The sequence below is a fragment of the Methylomonas sp. BW4-1 genome, assembly GCF_052474385.1.
Genome location: NZ_CP184125.1, coordinates 1,541,163 through 1,559,746, shown reverse-complemented (window position 1 = coordinate 1,559,746; position 18,584 = coordinate 1,541,163). Strand labels below are relative to the sequence as shown.

The 18,584-nt window shown below is 53.9% G+C and carries 20 protein-coding genes; 16 read left to right on the top strand and 4 right to left on the bottom strand.

Annotation, left to right across the window (positions count from 1 at the left end):
• The first annotated feature begins 263 nt into the window (after window positions 1–263).
• From traL to traN, 16 genes are all read left to right on the top strand, one after another.
• A complete protein-coding gene (traL, locus tag ACH5Y9_RS07245; RefSeq protein ID WP_445369096.1) occupies window positions 264–545 on the top strand; it encodes a type IV conjugative transfer system protein TraL in 282 nt (93 codons plus the stop codon).
• Window positions 542–1,153 (top strand): TraE/TraK family type IV conjugative transfer system protein, encoded by a 612-nt coding sequence (locus ACH5Y9_RS07240; protein WP_445369095.1) that lies wholly within the window; start codon window positions 542–544, stop codon window positions 1,151–1,153. Before traL ends, ACH5Y9_RS07240 begins: the two co-directional genes overlap by 4 nt.
• Window positions 1,150–2,115, top strand: coding sequence for a TraK protein (locus tag ACH5Y9_RS07235; protein ID WP_445369094.1), 966 nt, complete (start codon window positions 1,150–1,152; stop codon window positions 2,113–2,115). The genes ACH5Y9_RS07240 and ACH5Y9_RS07235 overlap by 4 nt, the downstream gene beginning before the upstream one ends.
• The gene (locus ACH5Y9_RS07230) at window positions 2,115–3,494 is read left to right on the top strand and encodes a TraB/VirB10 family protein (protein ID WP_445369093.1); all 1,380 of its coding nucleotides are present in this window, start codon (window positions 2,115–2,117) and stop codon (window positions 3,492–3,494) included. Before ACH5Y9_RS07235 ends, ACH5Y9_RS07230 begins: the two co-directional genes overlap by 1 nt.
• A 27-nt stretch (window positions 3,495–3,521) precedes the next feature.
• Window positions 3,522–4,346, top strand: coding sequence for a DsbC family protein (locus tag ACH5Y9_RS07225; RefSeq protein ID WP_445369092.1), 825 nt, complete (start codon window positions 3,522–3,524; stop codon window positions 4,344–4,346).
• A 90-nt stretch (window positions 4,347–4,436) separates the two neighbouring features.
• A complete protein-coding gene (locus ACH5Y9_RS07220) occupies window positions 4,437–4,856 on the top strand; it encodes a TraV family lipoprotein (RefSeq protein ID WP_445369091.1) in 420 nt (139 codons plus the stop codon).
• A 130-nt stretch (window positions 4,857–4,986) separates the two neighbouring features.
• Entirely contained in the window at window positions 4,987–5,286 is a 300-nt protein-coding gene (gene traA / locus ACH5Y9_RS07215; RefSeq protein ID WP_064007116.1) for a TraA family conjugative transfer protein, read from the top strand.
• Between the two features lie 13 nt (window positions 5,287–5,299).
• Window positions 5,300–5,557, top strand: coding sequence for an RRXRR domain-containing protein (locus tag ACH5Y9_RS07210; protein ID WP_445369090.1), 258 nt, complete (start codon window positions 5,300–5,302; stop codon window positions 5,555–5,557).
• Window positions 5,554–7,968, top strand: coding sequence for a type IV secretion system protein TraC (gene traC, locus ACH5Y9_RS07205; protein ID WP_445369089.1), 2,415 nt, complete (start codon window positions 5,554–5,556; stop codon window positions 7,966–7,968). The genes ACH5Y9_RS07210 and traC overlap by 4 nt, the downstream gene beginning before the upstream one ends.
• Window positions 7,958–8,275 carry a hypothetical protein gene (locus ACH5Y9_RS07200; RefSeq protein WP_445369088.1) on the top strand — a complete coding sequence of 106 codons (318 nt, stop codon included), beginning with the start codon at window positions 7,958–7,960 and terminating at the stop codon, window positions 8,273–8,275. Before traC ends, ACH5Y9_RS07200 begins: the two co-directional genes overlap by 11 nt.
• Before the next feature lie 4 nt (window positions 8,276–8,279).
• Window positions 8,280–8,534 carry a hypothetical protein gene (locus ACH5Y9_RS07195; RefSeq protein ID WP_445369087.1) on the top strand — a complete coding sequence of 85 codons (255 nt, stop codon included), beginning with the start codon at window positions 8,280–8,282 and terminating at the stop codon, window positions 8,532–8,534.
• Window positions 8,535–8,537: 3 nt separating this feature from the next.
• Window positions 8,538–8,828 (top strand): S26 family signal peptidase, encoded by a 291-nt coding sequence (locus ACH5Y9_RS07190; protein ID WP_445369086.1) that lies wholly within the window; start codon window positions 8,538–8,540, stop codon window positions 8,826–8,828.
• Window positions 8,815–10,047: a TrbC family F-type conjugative pilus assembly protein gene (locus tag ACH5Y9_RS07185; protein ID WP_445369085.1), complete on the top strand. Its 1,233-nt coding sequence runs from the start codon at window positions 8,815–8,817 to the stop codon at window positions 10,045–10,047. The genes ACH5Y9_RS07190 and ACH5Y9_RS07185 overlap by 14 nt, the downstream gene beginning before the upstream one ends.
• Complete coding sequence (locus tag ACH5Y9_RS07180; RefSeq protein ID WP_445369084.1) at window positions 10,044–11,087, top strand: TraU family protein; 1,044 nt, start codon at window positions 10,044–10,046, stop codon at window positions 11,085–11,087. The genes ACH5Y9_RS07185 and ACH5Y9_RS07180 overlap by 4 nt, the downstream gene beginning before the upstream one ends.
• A gap of 4 nt (window positions 11,088–11,091) precedes the next feature.
• The gene (locus ACH5Y9_RS07175; RefSeq protein WP_445369083.1) at window positions 11,092–11,988 is read left to right on the top strand and encodes a hypothetical protein; all 897 of its coding nucleotides are present in this window, start codon (window positions 11,092–11,094) and stop codon (window positions 11,986–11,988) included.
• Complete coding sequence (gene traN / locus ACH5Y9_RS07170; RefSeq protein WP_445369082.1) at window positions 11,981–13,870, top strand: conjugal transfer protein TraN; 1,890 nt, start codon at window positions 11,981–11,983, stop codon at window positions 13,868–13,870. Before ACH5Y9_RS07175 ends, traN begins: the two co-directional genes overlap by 8 nt.
• 14 nt (window positions 13,871–13,884) lie before the next feature.
• Here the strand turns inward: traN and ACH5Y9_RS07165 are convergent, their stop codons facing one another.
• Genes ACH5Y9_RS07165 through ACH5Y9_RS07150 form a run of 4 tightly spaced genes read right to left on the bottom strand, consistent with a single transcriptional unit; the run spans window position 13,885 to window position 18,580 of the window.
• Entirely contained in the window at window positions 13,885–14,157 is a 273-nt protein-coding gene (locus tag ACH5Y9_RS07165; RefSeq protein WP_445369081.1) for an HU family DNA-binding protein, read from the bottom strand.
• A gap of 54 nt (window positions 14,158–14,211) precedes the next feature.
• The gene (locus tag ACH5Y9_RS07160) at window positions 14,212–14,946 is read right to left on the bottom strand and encodes a M48 family metallopeptidase (protein WP_445369080.1); all 735 of its coding nucleotides are present in this window, start codon (window positions 14,944–14,946) and stop codon (window positions 14,212–14,214) included.
• On the bottom strand, window positions 14,943–18,212 hold the full coding sequence (locus ACH5Y9_RS07155) for a type I restriction endonuclease subunit R (protein WP_445369079.1): 3,270 nt from the start codon (window positions 18,210–18,212) through the stop codon (window positions 14,943–14,945). Before ACH5Y9_RS07155 ends, ACH5Y9_RS07160 begins: the two co-directional genes overlap by 4 nt.
• Window positions 18,209–18,580: an endonuclease domain-containing protein gene (locus ACH5Y9_RS07150; protein ID WP_415878299.1), complete on the bottom strand. Its 372-nt coding sequence runs from the start codon at window positions 18,578–18,580 to the stop codon at window positions 18,209–18,211. The genes ACH5Y9_RS07155 and ACH5Y9_RS07150 overlap by 4 nt, the downstream gene beginning before the upstream one ends.
• Between the last annotated feature and the right edge of the window lie 4 nt (window positions 18,581–18,584).

Below are 18,584 nucleotides of genomic sequence, written 5' to 3'. Positions count from 1 at the left end.
ATAGAGTCTGAATGTTTTGCCGATAGCGTTTTGAGCTTAATAACAAAGCAAACCCAAACGACCAAGACCCCTTGTGTATAAAGAAGACGACTAACGGAAATAATTTCCCCACCAAAATGTTGGCCCAGCAACAGCCCCAAACCCCTTTGAAGTTAATTGGTATTCGGCCAAGTGCTGCAGCTGAGCGCAAATTCGTCGTCAGTCTGCAAAAGATCTATTCAAATATCCATTCACAATAATGACCATCCCAACCGGAGGTCATTATGGAACCCGTTGCCATTCCCCAATCAATCGACGATCCGATCCACATTCTGTTGTGGAGCGCGGACGAGATCGTACCCTTCGTGGTCAGCATGCTCACCGGCATGTTGATCGATCGGTTCATCCCCGGCTTGGCGCTTGGCTTCATCGCGGTCAAGTTTTACCGGCGTTTCCGCGATAACAGGCCTGACGGCTACACCTTACACGCGCTGTACTGGCTGGGCCTGTTGCCGAGTCGCGCGCAGACGATCCCCAATCCCTACATCCGCCGGTTTCTGCCATGAGATGGTCGGATTTTTTGCAAACCTGGGATGGGCACGAGACCGAGAACCGGTTTAGCCGCGTCGTCATCATCGGCCTGCTGGTCATTTGCGTGATTACCTCGCTGGCCGCCTGGCGCACCGAACGCAGCATCATTCTGGTGCCACCGAGCTTGACGCAGGAAGTCGAAGTCACCCGCAGCCAAGCTTCCAGCGAGTTCAAGGAATCCTGGGGCTTGTTCCTGGCCGAACTCCTCGGCAACACCACCCCAGCCAATGCCGACTTTCTGAAAACCGCGGTCGAACCGCTATTGGCGCCGGATATTTACCGCAGTGTCCTGGATGCCATGAGCGATCAAATCAAGGCCATCAAAATGGACCGGGTCGCGATCAGTTTTACGCCGCGTCACGTCGATTACGAAGCCGAGACCAACAAGGTCTTTGTCAGCGGCGAACTGAAAAGCCAAGGTCCCAGTTCCAAACCGGACGTTAAGCCCCGCACTTACGAATTCATCATCGCCATTAAAAACTATCGCCCCCGGCTGGAATACATCGACGTGTATCCGGATTCCCCCAGAACCTTGGATCGTCTGAAAGCAATGCAAGGCCAAACCCGCGAGGCTCGACCATGAATCGCTCATTCCCGCTAATTTTGTTATTCCTGACCGTTAGCACTGCCTTGTCTGCGGATGAATTACCCGTGACTGTGTTACCACCGATAACCATTGTGGCCGAAGATTCTTCCTCATCGCAGCCAGTTGTCCCATCGCAGCCAGATTTTGGCATTGAATTACCCCCAGTCGATGCCAGCGTCTTGAAAGCTGCCAAGCAACAGGCTTCGGCATCAACGACCGCCACTTCAATCGGCCCGCAGCACATCGCGGTTAAACCCGGCATCAACGAATTGATGCCGATTGCCGTCGGTCACTTGAATCGCCTGGTCACGCCATTCGAACATCCGGTGGTCACGACCACCAGCCAAGCCACGACCAGTACCAAAGGCAAAATCGTTTATGTCGCCACCGCCGACGAAACGCCGGTCACGTTATACATCACGCCCGGCGACAACCAGGACATCGCACTATCCCTAACCCTGATCCCCAAACGCATTCCGGCGCGGGAAATCCACCTCGATCTGGATAAGGACAGCTACCAATTGCTGAACCAATGGCAACGCGCCGACACCACAGGCCGAACCTCGAGCCAACAGGAACAAGCCTACATCAGCCAACTGAAAACCTTGTTTCGGGATTTGGGTTTGCAAAAGACCCCGCCTGGGTTTTCACTCCGAGAACCCAAGCCGCAGGAACAGATTCGCTGCTTGCAAGACCGCGTGCAGATTAAAACCGGCCAAGTTCTGGAAGGCCAGGATCGATTGATTTTGGTGGGGCTTGCAAAGAATACCGGCAGCGAGATGCTCGACTTCGACGAACGCAGTTGCGCGACGACGCAACAGGACGTACTGGCCGTGTCGGTCTGGCCCAACGTGGTCTTGAAACCGCAGGAAGCCACCGAATTGTATGTCGTGGTCAGACAGTCGCCAGAGGCGTCATCCAGTTTGCGGCCTTCATTACTGGGCGGAGGTCAACCCTAATGGCCAGCGTCGATAATTGGTGGACACGCTTGAGTCCGGCAGCCAAACGCAATCTGGCTGTCGGTGGCATCGGTACCGTGGTATTGGCCGTCATCATCGCGCTGGCCACCGTGACCCCGGAAGTCAGCAAGCCGCTGAGTAAACAGGCCACCATCCAACACATCCTGACCGATAGCGATCCTCGCTCGCTGGGGATCGACGGCATTTCCGCGCAATTGCGCGATCTGCTGCAGAAGAACGAGGAACAAGCCCGTCGTCTGGCTGCGATCGAGGAACAACAAAAGCGCGAACAGCAATCCGACGAAATCCGTTTCAAACAATGGACCAGCGCTGAGCGAGACGCCTATGAAGCCAAGCTTCAAGCGGTCACCGGTGAAGTTGAGACGTTGAAGAACAAAGCGTCTACAACGGCAGTGTCTGGCAACCCTGGCGACGCCAATCAACCTGCTGTGGAGCCAACGGCACCGGGAAGACCGTTATACCGCCGCCCGAGCAATCCGCCCTTCGACAACGGGCAAGACGATCTCAACCGCGTGTTCGAGCAAGCCGCTATTCCCGCACCGACTGCTAGCAATACCGGCGTCTCAGGAGCACGAGCCAATAACCAAGCGCCGGCGGCGATGCAAATTCGCGTCATCCAGGAAGGCGCTGAGCAGTCCAATGGTAAAGACAAAGACGCAGCCCCTAGCAAGGGTCGAGGCCGCTCGAACCGTGATCATGCCAGCAGTGATGTCTTCATCCCCGCCGGCAGCATTTTGACCGGCGTGTTGCTGAACGGCCTCGATGCCCCGACCGGTAAAAAAGCCAAGAAAGAACCGATGCCGGTACTGTTTCGGATCAAGAAGGAAGCCATCTTGCCCAATCGTTTCCACGCCGATGTCCGTGAGTGCTTTTTGTTGGCCGCGGGCTTCGGCGACTTGAGTGCCGAGCGCGCCTATTTTCGCGGCGAGACCTTTTCCTGCGTACGCCAGGACGGTGGCGTAATCGAAGTCCCGATGAATGCCTACGCCACCGGCGAAGACGGCAAAAACGGTGTACGTGGCCGCGTCGTTTCCAAACAAGGCGCGCTACTCGCCCAATCCATGATGGCGGGTTTTTTACGCGGCTTTTCCGATGCCTTTGGTCGTAACCAGATTCCGATGCTGATGACCGGCGGACTGGGGGCTCTTTCCGGTACTACACCGTTTCAAAGCGCGTTTTCCTCGCAGTCGATGGAAGGCGGTGCCCTGAAAGGCGCCGGTTATGCCATGGAGCGACTGTCGCATTTTTACATGGACATGGCTGAAGAGATTTACCCGGTCATCGAAGTCGATGCCACCCGCCAAGTCAACTTCATCGTGCAAAAAGGCACGGCGCTGAAGCTGAAGTCGCCGAGCTGATTCTTTAACCCAACTCCAAAGGTCGTTATGACGCTACGCCAAATTTCTTTATTGATAGCCACGCTATTCAGTGCCTCCATGGCCTTGGCTGCCAATCCGCAAAAGCAGCCGGTCTCGGACATTGCCGCCGGCTTGCTGTCGATCAAAATCGACGGCATGCAAGACTTGCCAATCTCGGGCCTGAAGATGGTCAAAACCGGCGATCAAACCGTGTTTATTTCCAGCAATGGCCGCTTTGCCTTTTACGGCGGCAAATTGATGGACATCTGGACCCAGCAGGAGATCAAGGATTTGGCCGATATCGACAAAATCGCCAACCGCATCGACCTGTCGCGGATGAAACTCAAGGCGGACGACCTTGGCGCCGTAACGGTTGGCCACGGCAAAGGCCAGGTGCTGGTATTCATCGATCCGCGTTGCCCATACTGCGGCAAGGTCATGAAAGACCTGCAAGCCTTGCAAGACCAATACACCTTCAAACTGGTGATGGTCCCCATCCTCGGCCCCGAATCGCAAAACCTCGTCGTGCAACTGGCGTGTCAGTTGGGAACCAACGAGACCAAAGCCCAAGACGCCGTGCGCGAGCGCTTGTTGAAACAGGATTACGCGGGCTTGCCGACCGAACCGCCCACTCAGTGCAACAAAGAGCCACTTCAGAAAGCCGTGGTCACCGCCAAGTTGTTCGATTTGAAAGGCGTGCCGTTTCTGATCGCTCCGGACGGTCGTACCCACAGTGGCGCACCCGAGGTGTTAGCGGATTGGTTGGCGGACAAACCTAAACCATCGCCCAGTCTGGCAACGACACCCGATACAAACGCACAAAACACAAACGCCACGGAGAAAAAGCCATGAAACGCTTTCATCAGTTTTCTATTTATAGCCTCAGTGTACTGCTGATCGCCATCACCACCGGTTGCGCCACCGACTACGAGCTGCAAAGGCATGCCGGACGAACCCAGCTGTCTGTCGACTACGCAGGCCTACCAGGTGACCAATACGGCGATAAAGGAAGCGCCTCCCGAAACCAGCCAGGAATCAGAGCCAATGTCAAAACCGGCACTCGCACCTCCGTTACAACAACCCGTGCCCAAAATAGAGGATCCCACGCCGATTCGAACGCCATCCCAGGTGATGCGCATCTGGATCGCGCCTTGGGAAGATGCAGAGGGCGATTTGATGGTGTCCAACTACGTCTACACCGAACTGGAACCCAGGCGCTGGATGATCGGCAAGGCGGCACCGACAGCCAGTTCGTCGTTGATTCCTTTACAAGTCGAGCAACGCCCGCCTGAGAAACGGCCGCCCGTCGACGCGAATGACGATGACGGTCCAGCAACCCGGCTGGATCACAAATTGCCTTGATCCTTAAACCATTTCATCGCAGGTACCACACCCCCTGCGAGAGCGAGCGGGCAACCGCTTAAAACCTGCCGGACTGAACGTCCGAGATTCGACGGGCAACCGTCTTTTAACTACATAGAGGATATTTTTGATGAAAACATCGCATCGAACCGGGGTACTGGTGACCCTGGCATCGTTATTTTTTATGTTGATGGCATCCGACGCCATGGCCGGTGCCGGCGGCACCGAGTTCAACAACGTCTGGACCTTGCTGACCGGCTGGGTAGAAGGCTTGCTCGGTCGCATCATCGCCATCGTGTTCGTCATCGTCGGCCTGGTCGCCGGTGTCGTGCGCGGCAGCATCATGGGCTTCGTACTGGGAATTGCCAGCGGGGTCGGCCTGTTTGCGGCACCGACCATTATCACCAACATCGTCACCGCCACGATTTAGGCCTGGAACAACGATGACCGGTTCAACTATTGATACCGAGAACGCGGCGGGCAACCGCCGCCCTTGCCAAGCAACGAAGGCCTCGTGCAGCGTCAAGGTCCAGGCCGCCAATGGCAAACCGATCAACCCCTGTCATCCGGCTAGAGCCCGGCAGTTGAAACGCAAAAAGCGTGCAGTTCGCGTTTGTCGACATCCCTTTACGATTCGCCTGCGTACCGAGCATCAAACCGAAGCCATGCAACACCTGTATTTCGAGGATCAGACCCCATGACCACCGCGCAACGCCAACGTGCCGATCAGTTATTCACGATACTGGCTTATGAATATGACCATCATCTGTTCTTGATGGCCGATAGCAGCATTGGCTTTGGTTTTCTGTGCCGACCGCTGACCGGCGCCGATGCCAGCGTCTCCTCGAGGGTCAACGTGTTGCTAAACCAGGACTGGCCGACTGACACCTTGTTGCAGGTGAGCCTTTGGACTTCGCCTGACATCGAAGAATCGCTGGCCATCATGCAGACCCGCCGCTTGAAACAGCAAAAGCCAACCTATAAAACCATGACTCAAGCCAGTATCGAGTTTCTGCGACAAGGCACCACCAAACCGCCGGAATCGATATCGGGGGCTCGCTTGCGGCGCAGTCACATTTTCGTGACCGTGAAATTGCCCATGGGGCATCCCCGACCCAGTGAAAGTGACATCCGTCGGGCAACTGAATTGCAACTCGCTACACAACAGTCGTTGTCGACCATTGGCTTGTATCCGGAGATATTGGGGGCCGATCAATATGTGCGCATCCTGAACACACTACTCAACTGGCAGCCCGATGCCGGCTGGAAAGACCGGGTGGTACCCGAGTGCGATCCTACCCAATTGATACGGGATCAATTGCTGGATTTCGACAACGCCATTCGGACCGACGAAAAAGGCATTTGGCTAGGACAAAAACGCGTTAAGACCTTATCCGCCAAACGCACACCGGATCATTTTTACTTCGGCAGCGCCAAGAGTTATCTGGGCGACATTTTGTCCGGCACCCGCGGCATTCGTCAAAACACCTTGCTCAGTTTGACCCTGCATTACCCGGACGCTGAATCGACCCGTACCCACCATGAAGGTGTTCGACAATTCATCACCAATCAGGTCAATACGCCGATTGCCCGGTTTTTGCCGGTGCTGGTACAACGCAAACACCATTTCGACGTGTTGTTTGACGCCTACCGTGACGGTGATCGACCGATCCGGGCGTATTTCGGTGTACTGCTGTTTTGCGACGAACAGGAAGAAGCCGCAGCGGTTTCCAATGCGCGGGTGTATTTTCGGGAATTGGGCTTTCAGCTTTTGGAAGACAAGTATTTCTGCATGCCGTTTTTCCTGAACTGTTTACCCTTTGGGCCGGAACGTTCAGCGATTGCCGATCTGAAACGCTATCGCACTCTGGCCACCCGACATGCCATACCGTTGTTGCCGCTATTCGGCGACTGGGCCGGCACCGGAACCCCTACCTTGAATTTCGTGTCGCGTAACGGCGAGCATATGGCGGTATCGTTGTTCGATACCACCGGCAACTACAACCTGTGTATCGCCGCCGAATCCGGCAAAGGCAAATCCTTTCTGACCAACGAAATCATCGTCAGCTATTTAACCGAAGGCGCGCAAATCTGGGCGATCGATGTCGGTCGCTCTTACGAAAACCTCTGCGAAGTGCTGGAAGGCGATTTCGTCAAGTTCACCCACGGTTCAGGCATCTGCATGAACCCGTTTGAAATCGTGCAAAACTTCGAGGAAGAAGCCGACATGCTGGCCGGATTGGTCAGTCAGATGGCGGCACCGACCGAGAAGTTGACCGACTTTCAAACCGCCGGTCTCAAGCGGATATTGAAGCAACTGTGGACCGAAAAGGCTCAGGCTATGTCGGTCGACGACATTGCAAAATGCCTGTGTGCCGAAACCGATCAACGGTTGAAGGATGTCGGCGAGCAGTTATTTCCATTCACCACTAAAGGCGAATATGGCCGCTATTTTAACGGTAAGAACAACGCCAAATTCGCCAGCGACTTTACCGTGCTGGAACTGGAGGACCTCAAGGGTCGCAAGCATCTGCAACAGGTCGTGTTGCTGCAACTGATCTACCAAATCCAGCAGGAAATGTATCTGGGCGAGCGCAACCGGCCCAAGATCGTCATTATTGATGAAGCCTGGGATCTGCTCACCGAAGGCGATGTCGCCAAGTTTATGGAACACGGCTACCGCCGGTTTCGTAAATACGGTGGCGCGGCAGTGACCATCACGCAGTCTGTCAACGATTTATACCGCAATGCCGCAGGCCGAGCCATTGTCGAGAACTCGGCGAATATGTATCTGCTTGGCCAGAAAGCCGAAGTCATCGAAGGCATGAAGCAGGATCGGCGCTTGCCGTTATCCGATGGTGGCTACGAACTCTTAAAAACCGTACACACCTTGCCCGGCGCCTATTCGGAAATCTTCTTCATCACCGAGATGGGTTCCGGCATTGGCCGACTGATCGTCGATCCGTTCAAACGCATTCTTTTCTCGACCAAACCCGAAGACGTTAATGCCTTAAAGCAACTGCGTCGGCAAGGCTTGAGCCTGGGTGATGCCATTCAACAGCTGCTCGACAGTCGCAAAACTAAAACTCGGGAGATCAGTCATGGACGTTAAATCGCAATGGCTGAGCGTGATTTTGATCTCGGCCAGTTTAGGCACCGTAGGCGGCTGGTTCGCCGCTCACCAGCAACTTCAGCAGCCTTTGGCACGTTTGAACTTGGTCACGCCGGTGTTCGTGCTCGATCGGGCCAAGCTGATTCAGGTGATACCGCCCAATGCCAATCAGGAGCAAATGGCCAAATTCGTCGATGACTGGCAAAGCCAGGCGCGCAAACTCAGCGATGCCGGTTATCTGGTGATTGATTCAACGGCCGTGGTTTCGGCACCCCATGATGTTTATATCCAAAACACAGGGCGGTGAACCAATGAACCGCGCCTACATACAATCGAAACGCACCCAGCCACGTCCGTTTCAAACCAAAGCCGCCTTGGGTTGGTTTTTACTGAAGGCCTTACCGATCTTAATATTGGTGTTGGCGGTTGAGCGCTATGTTGGCCAACGCTTTCTAATCGGCGGCGACGATCAAGTCGATCGCTGTTTGCCGGATAAGTGGATTTACCTGATCGATACCTACAACAAGGACATTTGGCGCGGCGATTTGATGGCGTTCCGCGCCTAGCGCATGGCGCCGTATTTCAAAGACGGGCAAGTCATCGTCAAAATCGCCGCCGGCGTCACCGGCGACACCATACACGTCGATCCGCAGCGCACCACAATTAACGGTGAACGGATCATCGACGGGTTGCCTTTGACGGAGAAACTAAAGAAGCCGGCGGCCCATTTCAAACGCTATGAAACCATTCCACCGGCCGCCTATTGGGTCACAGGCCAGACACCGAAAAGTTTTGATTCTCGGTACTGGGGGTATGTCTACGATCACCAAGTCATTGGGCGGGCTTATGCGTTGTTTTGATACCGCCTTACAAGCAAAAGGGATACCTACGATAAAGCACCGTTCCAGGCATGGCTTGGCAGTTGTCGTTTCAGTTATCGCCTTCGCGCCAATTAGTTTTCCGGTGCACGCAGACGATGCCTGGCTAACCAGGTCGCAACAAATTCTCAAAGCTTTGGAGAGCCAACCCAAACCCGCTTGGTTGGAAAACAATCCGCATCAGCTTGAAGCCAGGCAGCAGGCACTGGAAGTATTCAAGGCTTCCAAACCCCTGACTGATTTGAGTTTGGGAGCAGACCCGTCACCTTTGAGTAAAAACTGCCAACCACTCAAGATCCTGTTCATCTCGTTTTCACTGGGCGAATCGGTGCTCAAGGGCATTTTCGAAGACGCTTCAGGGCAAGACGATGTGTTGTTGGTCTTTCGTGGGCCAAAACCCGGCCAAAAATTACCGGCCTTGTTCGCCGAGCTCAAGCGGTTACTGAACGGCATCGATCCCTTACCGAACATTGTCATCGACCCCACCCGCTTTCAAAAATGGGGGGTGTCGTCGGTACCCGCCATCGTCGTCGAGTCCGGTGACAAGGCCTTGCTGCAATCCAGAGGGGTCAGCAGCGTGACTTGGCTGAACGACAAACTCAAAGCTGGTGCGAGCGGCGATTTGGGCCGGTTGGGCGAAGTCTACGACATTGCCGAAATCGATCTGCTCGACGAAATCAAACGCCGCATGGCGGCCATCGACTGGCGGCAAAAACAGCAACAGGCCATAGCCCGGTTCTGGGAACAACAAAAGTTCGAACATCTGCCAACCGTTCAGGAAGATGGTGATCGGACCCTAGATCTAACCATCACTGCGCCACGGGATCTGACCGCACCCAATGGTCAGTTGATTATCCGCGCCGGACAGGCCCTCAACCCTTTGGACAAAATGCCGTTTGGCTTATGCTTGGTGGTGTTTGATGCCACGGATCTCACCCAGGTCTCCTTTGCCCGGCAACTGTCTTGTCAGGACAAGCAGGCGCGCGTGATGTATTTGGCCTCAGCTTTGCCGCGTCAGGATGGCTGGGAGAGCCTGAAGGCATTGGAAACCGCGTTACACGCCCCAGTGTATTTACTGACACCGGATGTGCGTAGTCGTTTTCAATTGCAACGGGTACCGGCTATTGTCGAGCAAACGGGAAATCGAATAGCAGTTCATGAACGCAAAGTGTCGATCTCAACGACAGGAAATCCGTCATGAATTGTTTGATTTTTCCTTGGTTGATCTCTTGGCTGTTTTGTTTGCTCATGAGTCTGGCTACCAATCCACATGCCGACACAACGACCACCGCTACCGATCCCTTATGCGCGGATGCCGAACTGTGGTCGGGCAAACTGATTACCGATATTTGCTGGAGCTGCCTATTTCCGATTCGAGCGGCCGGTGCGTCGCTGGGTGGCGGCAATGTACCGAGCATCGCGACCGACGAGAAGTTCTGTTTTTGCACTGACCCGATGGGCATCCCGGAGCTAGGCATGACCATGGGGTTGTGGAATCCGGCCCGATTGATTGAAATCGTCCGCAATCCCTGGTGTTCGCCGGCTTTGGGTGGCCATAAATTTAGTGCCTCAAATGTACGTCTGATCGCCACCACCGGCAAGGCCGACTTCGATGCCAGCGAGATGTCATTTTTCAATTACCACTATTTCGCCTTTCCGCTGACCATCCTGATGGATCTATTCTGGGATGGTCGCTGTAACAGTGACGGCTACCGGGATTTTGATTTGCTGTATGTCTCCGAGCTCGATCCCACCTGGAACAGTGACTTGCTGGCGTTTTTTACCAGTCCGGAAACGGCGTTGTTTGCCAATCCGGTGGCCATTTCAGCGTGTGTGGCCGATGCCGCGGCGGCGGCCACCGGCAATCCCTTGGATGCCTTGTTCTGGTGTGCCGGCGCTTGGGGGCATATGTATCCCTTATCCGGCATTTCGCCGACCAGTTACGGCACCGACCCGCGCATCACCAGTCTGTTAGCCACGCGAGCGACGGCGTCCTTGCATCGACGCGGGCTGGCCTGGAAAACCTCCGGTAACGATGCTTTATGCGGCGGCTATATCTATCCCTTCATCCCCAAGTCGCAATACCGGCTATCGATGTTTTATCCGGTCGCCGAAACCGAGTCCAATCACGCCATTGGCGAGACCACGTTTAAATGGGGTGCGGGCCGCACGTATCCGGGGCCGGGTGAAGATCATCTATACATCCTATTTAGGTGGCAAGATTGCTGCGTCGGTTTATGAGGCGATGAGACAATTCTTTGAACCCCAAGCATTCGTCACTCAAAGCTTGTCTGCGGTGCTGTGCGTCACGCTGGCTTGGACGCCGTTTGGCGTTTCCTGGGCGGATGCCATTCAGGCGGCCGGGCGTGATGGCCAACAATTGGGTCGGCAAGTTCTGGATGGTTTTGCATTTCCGCTCGATACCGGCAACGGCACGCTAACCTTGAATCCGGGGACTGCTCAGGAAAGTGCCATATCGATTGGCACCTTGTTTCCGGATACTAACAGCGCTACGACCACGGCCCAGGACTTTGCCGATCTCTATGGTAGCAACCCCGGCACACTGGCGGCGGGTCTGGATGCACAGACCACCTTGAACGGCGAAACCAGCTTCACCGGCGAAGCCTACCGCACCCTGATCGACAATGCTCATCAGTCACACCCGGACTTACACGCGGATCCAATCTGGCAAAACGGTGATCAGGTATTCAGTAACTTCACGCCGTGGGCACAGTCTTTCGCGGACTGCACGACCACCACGACTCAAACCGAAACCCAGCAATCGGTTCGGGTACTGGACTATCAGCTTTGCCTCAGGCAACCGACCGTACCGCAAAACTGCACCGCCACCCATCAAGTCAATGTCGAGCCTTTGATCCGCTTCGTCAGTGGCGACGGCGGCATATCGAGTTGCGGGTCGGGTTGCATGGACTTGTATGTCGGCCGGGTCGGCGACAACTACTGGTCGGCCGGATGCGGGGTGTTTACTTGGCAAGTGACTTATAACGTGTTGCATCCGGAAGCGATCATCAGTGCGACACTGGAGGATGTGGAGTTCGACGACCATGCGCGTGTTTATTACGGCGGCAACCTGATTTATACCGGCTCCACGGGTCTGGGGCGGCTCATGCGAGTTGAGTAATAGCTGGGTCGATCATCCCAACCGTGATGTCACCTACGCCTTCAACAGTACCGGCCATAAGGTCTTCAAACAAGACACGATGGTCGGCGGTAATGGCGAAGGCTATTCCCGAATCCGGCTTCGTTACGATCTATCAAAACTGATTACCCAAGATCAATGGAACTGGAGTGGGCCGAATTGCCAAAACTTGGTCAACGCAATCACCGACCGCATTTGTCAGGCTGGCAGTCAATTGAGTTGCACAAACGATCCCGCCAATGCTTCGGGCTGTTACGTCGATCCGACTTCGCAAGTCATGGTCTGCGGCTCAGATTTGGCCCAAGCGCCGGTGGCGAGTTCAAGTGGGATACGAAATACCTGCATGAGTATCCAGGCCGCCGGACAATGCGATTTGAATCAATACGGCCAGTGCTGGGCCGATACCGCCGGTACCCATTGCTTAGAGCCACCCGCCAACAGTACGCCTACGAGGAGTTGTTCGACACTGGAAACCCAAGGCTGCTCGTTCATCAAAAGCCAATGTACCAGTGTATTGGCCTCCGGCACGTGTTGGGACAGCGTCGACACCTACGACTGCGGACAAACCGTCGGCATTCCCGGCATTCAAAGCAATACCCAACAGCAATGCGCCGGACCGATTCGCTGCATGGGCGAAGATTGCATCACGGTGAATCGCACCCAGAGTCAGGATTTCAGCAAGGCTGTTGCGTTATTGAATAGCGCCCAGCAAATGGCGATGGATTTACATTGCGACTACGCCAATGCCGATCTGCAGCAAAAGGACCCGACTACCTGCCAGGTATTTCAAGGTAAATCCGCCAGTTGCAAGATGGTCGGTGGCGCACTCAGCCTGGTCGATTGCTGTGAAACGCCTTCGGGCGCGATGGGACTGGGACGTTACATTGATTTATTGATCGCGACCAGTCAGATGGACAGTGCAGTGATGGCCATGGACAGCACCTCAGCCATTCGAGGCGCCTGGGAAACCATGCGCACCCCGTTTACCTTGGCCGGCGATGCCTGGAACAGTTTTCAGGCGGATTTTGCCTCAACGGTAAATGACTTGGTCGGCACCGACATGCTCAGTACCAGCGACATTGCCTCGCAAGGCTTGCTCGATTCTCTCAAAGGCGAATTGATGAAATCGGTGGCAGAATGGATCGGCCAAACCTTTGGCGAAGCGGCCGGTAATGCGTTATTCAGCGCGGGTGGTCAGGCGGCGTTCGATTCAGCGGGCAATCTCACACCGGCGGCCCAATCGGGCGGTGTCGAGTTGGGTGGTGGCGCCGCTGTTGCAGGCGAACTGCTCAGCACGTTGATGACAGCCTATACCGTGATAATGATCATCATCATGATCATCCAGATCGTCTATTCCTGCGAGGAACCGGAATACGAACTCGCCGCCAAGAAACAGCTCAAAGTCTGTACGGATCTGGGCACCTATTGCGAAAGCAAGGTGGCTGGCGTGTGTTGGGTGCGCAAGGAAAGTTACTGCTGTTATAACTCGCCACTGGCACGTATCCTCAATGAACAGATCAAACCGCAACTGGGCATGGATTTTGGCACACCGGAAAGTCCGAGCTGTACCGGCATCAAAGTCGCGGACCTGGATCGCGTGGACTGGACCCAAGTCAATCTGGACGAGTGGTTGGCGATCCTGGCACAGACCGGGCATTTGCCGACCGCCGCAAATGCCGCATCCATGCTTAATCTCGATCAACTCACCGGGACGGGAAGCCGACTCAATCCTCAGAAATACGGCGCGGCCTCCAGTGGTCGGCAAGACACCTTAACCCGCAGCCAAGGCCGGATGACTGATTTGGATGTGCCTACGGTCAAACGGCAGTCTGAGCTGGAAGGCTGGGGCATGGGGCCGCAATAAAGGCGGCCTAAAACTTACTGAACTGCGTCTTTCAGGCCTTTGCCAGCTTTGAACGAAGGTAATTTGGCGGCAGCAATCGTAATGGCTTCGCCGGTTTGCGGATTGCGGCCAGAACGCTCTGCGCGCTCTTTCACTTCAAACGTACCGAAACCCACCAAGGCTACGGAATCACCCGCTTTCAATGCCGACTGAATGGATTGAGTAATGCCATCCAATGCGCGGCCGGCATCGGCTTTGGTCAGGTTAGCGTGTTTGGCGATGGCGTCGATGAGGTCGGATTTATTCATGTTTATGTCCTTTTTGAAAAACCTAAAGATTATCCGGATTTTCCATTTAAACAACTAAAAATTCAGCAACAACTCCGCCATCCCATCCAGCTTAGCCTTGACCTGTTTCCAGTCCGGCATTTGCAGGCTCAATAATCGATAAAACTCCGGACTGTGATTATGTTCCTTCAAGTGACAAAGCTCATGGATGATCACATAGTCGATACATTCTCTGGGTGCCTTGACCAAATGCGGATTTAGCAAAATATGCCCCTGCGGTGAGCAACTACCCCATTGCTTTTGCATGGTCAAAAGCTTAATCGTTGGCAGCGACTCATTCAGCCATAACACACCAGGAGCCAATGCTCGCAATCGGCGATGAAAAACTTGATGGGCATGGGATGAGTACCAGTCTTTCAATAACTGACAGATTTTTTCTGTGGAACGATCAGCCGTGACAACCTGTAATTGCCCGTGCAACAGTTTGACGGTCGGGCGATGGCTGTTGGTTAAATCCAGAACTTTTAGCGGGTAGCGCTTCCCCAAATAGAAATGACTTTCGCCACTGATGTACTGCCTGGGCAGCACCTCGGCTTGCGCTTCCCGGATACGGCTCAGATTCTGCAATAACCAGCGCGCACGTTTCTGCACGGCTTGCTTGATCTTCGACAGTTCAATACCGTCTGGCGCATCCACCTGGACGACTCCATCGGGATGGATATGAATAGCAATTTTGGTCGATTTGCTGTTTAGAAAACTAACTTTGTAGCTAATTTCCTCGTCGCCGTAGCGAATAGATTGTTGGGTCATGGTTTTTTGGACAAACCGACTCGGGTGATTTGCACGATATGCTCGATGACTTCTTTAGCTTTATCCATGCCGATTAACTTGAACAAGCGCGGCAACAAACCTTTACGGATTTCAGCTTCGATGTTTTGCGGATTGACGGAATTTTCCGCAACCGCCTTATCCACCAATTCATCTATAGCCAACGCTTGTTCGACATAGCTGTGCCTGTCCGCCTCCGACAAAGCGTTGAACGATTCGTCACCAAACACCAATTTGAATACTCCAAAGTACGCCTTGGCATGCGGATTGGTGGCCAGTGGATCCGGCGTATCCGGCACCTCGCGCTCGGCCAGTTTTTCTTCCAAGTCCCTAAACAGCACGTATTGTTTGAATGGATGCTCGAACATCGCTTCCGCATCCCGAATGGCCTGATCCAGCAATTCCGAAAACACTTTTTGCGCGTAAGGATCATCTTGCAAATCCTGCTCGATGGTTTTCTTCAGTCGGGTGCGAATAATGTCGGTTTCGTTCCGGGTTTTTTCATCGGTCCAATCTTCGGGTTTTTGCTTGCCCAGTTCATTGACGATGAATACGCCTTCCGGCTCGCGAATGCCTTCACCGACCACATGCTTGTCGATCAGCTTTTTGATGCGCGCGGCGTAATTGGAATAATCAATGGTTTCGCCGGCATCCTGGCGGGCTATTTGCCTAAGCTGGCTAAAAAACCGAACATCGCGCTTATAGGTGCGAATATCGTCCTCGGAAAAGCTGCGGTCTTCGTAAAAACTGCTCGAACCCAACGCAACTTCCAGACACAAACTAAACGCCGTCAAGGCCTCGTAAAAGTCTTCCCGCACCTTTTGTTTGGCATCGTAACTATCACCAGCGTCGTCGACCTGATAATGCGGAATCAACACCTGACGGAACTGCTCTAAGTCGGCGCGATTTTTAACATCTTTGAAGATCGCCCATAAGGCGTCGTGCAAAACCGGCAGTTTTTTATATTCGGTGTTCACCTGATGATACAAACCAATCAGATCATCAATGTCGTAACCGTCTTGGGTGCGTTCGGCCAAATTTTGATAGGCCTCCAGGGTCGTATCCAGCTCTTTCAATATTCCCCGGTAATCGATCAACAAACCAAACTTCTTTAATTCGTGCAGGCGATTGACGCGGGCAATGGCCTGGATCAGGTTGTGCTGTTTAAGCGGTTTGTCGATATACAACACCGCGTTGCGCGGCTCGTCGAAACCCGTCAGCAACTTATCCACCACAATCAGAATTTGCGGATCGTCTTCGTCGGCGAATCGACGAATCACTTCCTTGGTATAAACCTCTTCGCTTTGGTTGCCGACATGCTCTAACCACCACTGTTGCACTTCCGGCAAATTGCTTTCATCCACCTCATTGTGACCTTCGCGGGTGTCGGGCGGAGACATGATGATGGCACTGGTCACCAGACTGGTTTCATCGAGATATTTCTTATAGCGAATTGCCGACAGCTTGCTGTCGGTTGCTAATTGCGCCTTCAAGCCATCGGCCACGTTTTTTACGAAGTGGTCGGCAATATCGTGAGCGATCAGTTCGATGCGGCTTTCGGATTGGTAAATTTGGCCTTTCTGCGCAAATTTCTTTTTCAAATCGGCGCGCTGCTTGTCGGTCAAGCCTTCGGTAATGCGCTCGAACCAATTATCGATGGCCTTGGCATTGGTACCCAGTTCCGGCACCCGTTCTTCGTACAGCAAGGGCGTGACCGTGCCATCTTCCACCGCGCGCTGCATGGTGTAGGCATGGATGATAGGGCCAAATTTGTTGGTGGTTTTATCGTTTTTCAGCAGCGGAGTACCGGTAAAGGCAATGTAAGCCGCGTTCGGCAAGGCCTGACGCATACGTTCGTGGGTTTCGCCGCCGTGGCTGCGATGGCCTTCATCGACCAATACGATAATGTCGGAGCTTGGGTTATGACACTCGGGCTGTTTGGAGGCGGTGGCAAACTTATTGATGATCGAGAAAAGAATTCGCTCGTTACCCTGGCTGATGCGCTGCGCCAAATCCTTACCCGACGTGGCCTTGGCTTTTTCGACGTCCCTCGGTGACGCCAAGGCGCCGGCATTGGCAAATACCTTGCTCAACTGCGTTTCCAGATCAAGTCGGTCCGTCACCACGAAAAAACGGCAGGGTTTTAGCTGCTCATGCAGGATCAAAGCCTTGGCCATGAACACCATCGTAAATGACTTGCCGGAACCGGTGGTATGCCAAATCACCCCACCCTGGCGGGCATCGCGGCTGTCCTTGCGCGTGACCTGATCGACCAGCTTCTTGATGCCAAAATACTGCTGATAGCGCGCGGCAATCTTGCCGCTTTTTTTATCGAACAGGATAAAAAAGCGTATGAATTCCAGTAACCGGTCAGGCTGCAGCAAGCTGACTATCAATTTGTCCTGGCCAGTCACTAACAGCTTGCCTTGCGCGGTTTGGCTATCGAAATACTGCCGCATCCAAGCCGGCCGGTGTCCGAACAACTGCGCAGCCTGACTCTCCGATAACGCTGTGTTCTTGATCGCGTCGAAGCTGTCGTCATTTAGCAATTCTTCCCGCCATAACGCCCAAAACTTGGCCGGTGTCCGGGTAGTCCCATACCGGCCATCCAGACCATTCACCGACAGCAATAATTGGTTGTAGGCAAACAAATGCGGAATCTCGGCGACGCCTTGATTTCTGAGGTGCTGCGAGATGCCCTCCTTGAGCATGTCCTTATGCGGATTGTGTGGATCGGGCCGCTTGGCTTCGATACATACCAACGGAATACCATTCACGAAACAAACGATGTCGGGCCGTCGAGTGCCGGTTCCGCCGGCATTCAACACCTCAATTTCGTCGGTGACCTGAAAGCAATTATTGGCCGGGTTTTCCCAATCAATGAGGGCGATGGTAGGTTGGGCTTTTTTGCCGTCGATGAATTCGGTAACGGTCAGCCCTAAGGTCAAGTGGTCATACAGCCGCTCGTTGGCGGACAGCAAGCCTTCGCCCAAACCGGGCGAGGCCAACTGCCGCACGATGTCGTCGATGGCATTATTGGAGAGTGGATAGTCCTGACCTTTCCAGTTAAACCGGCGTTTACGCAGTTCAGCGATCAGCACTGACCGCAACAACACTTCGGAGGTTTGTCCGCCACGATAGGCAAAGGCTTGGGCCGGCGACAGGTACTCATAGCCCATCGCTATCAACACCTGCAAAGCCGGTATTTGCGAACTGAAGACTTCCTTGGTTTCAGGGATGACAGTCATTGCATTACTCCCTCTCCCCTAGGGGGAGGGCCGGGGTGAGGGAATCGAATGACAACCAATCGAATCGCTTCCAACACCGACTCAATATCCCTGATTACATCATGATTCCAAAACCGCAACACCCGATACCCCAAAGATTCCAAAAATTGGCTGCGCTGTTCATCCTGCTTTTGTTGATCGGCATGCTGACCGCCATCCAATTCGATGATTAACTTTGGCTCCAAACACAGAAAATCGGCAATATAAGGGCCGATAACTTGTTGTCTGCGAAATTTGCAATCAGCCAATTGCCGATTTCTAAGCCGATACCACAACAGTTTTTCCGCATCGGTTTGATTTATTCTTAATGCTCGGGCGAGTTGTTTCATGCTG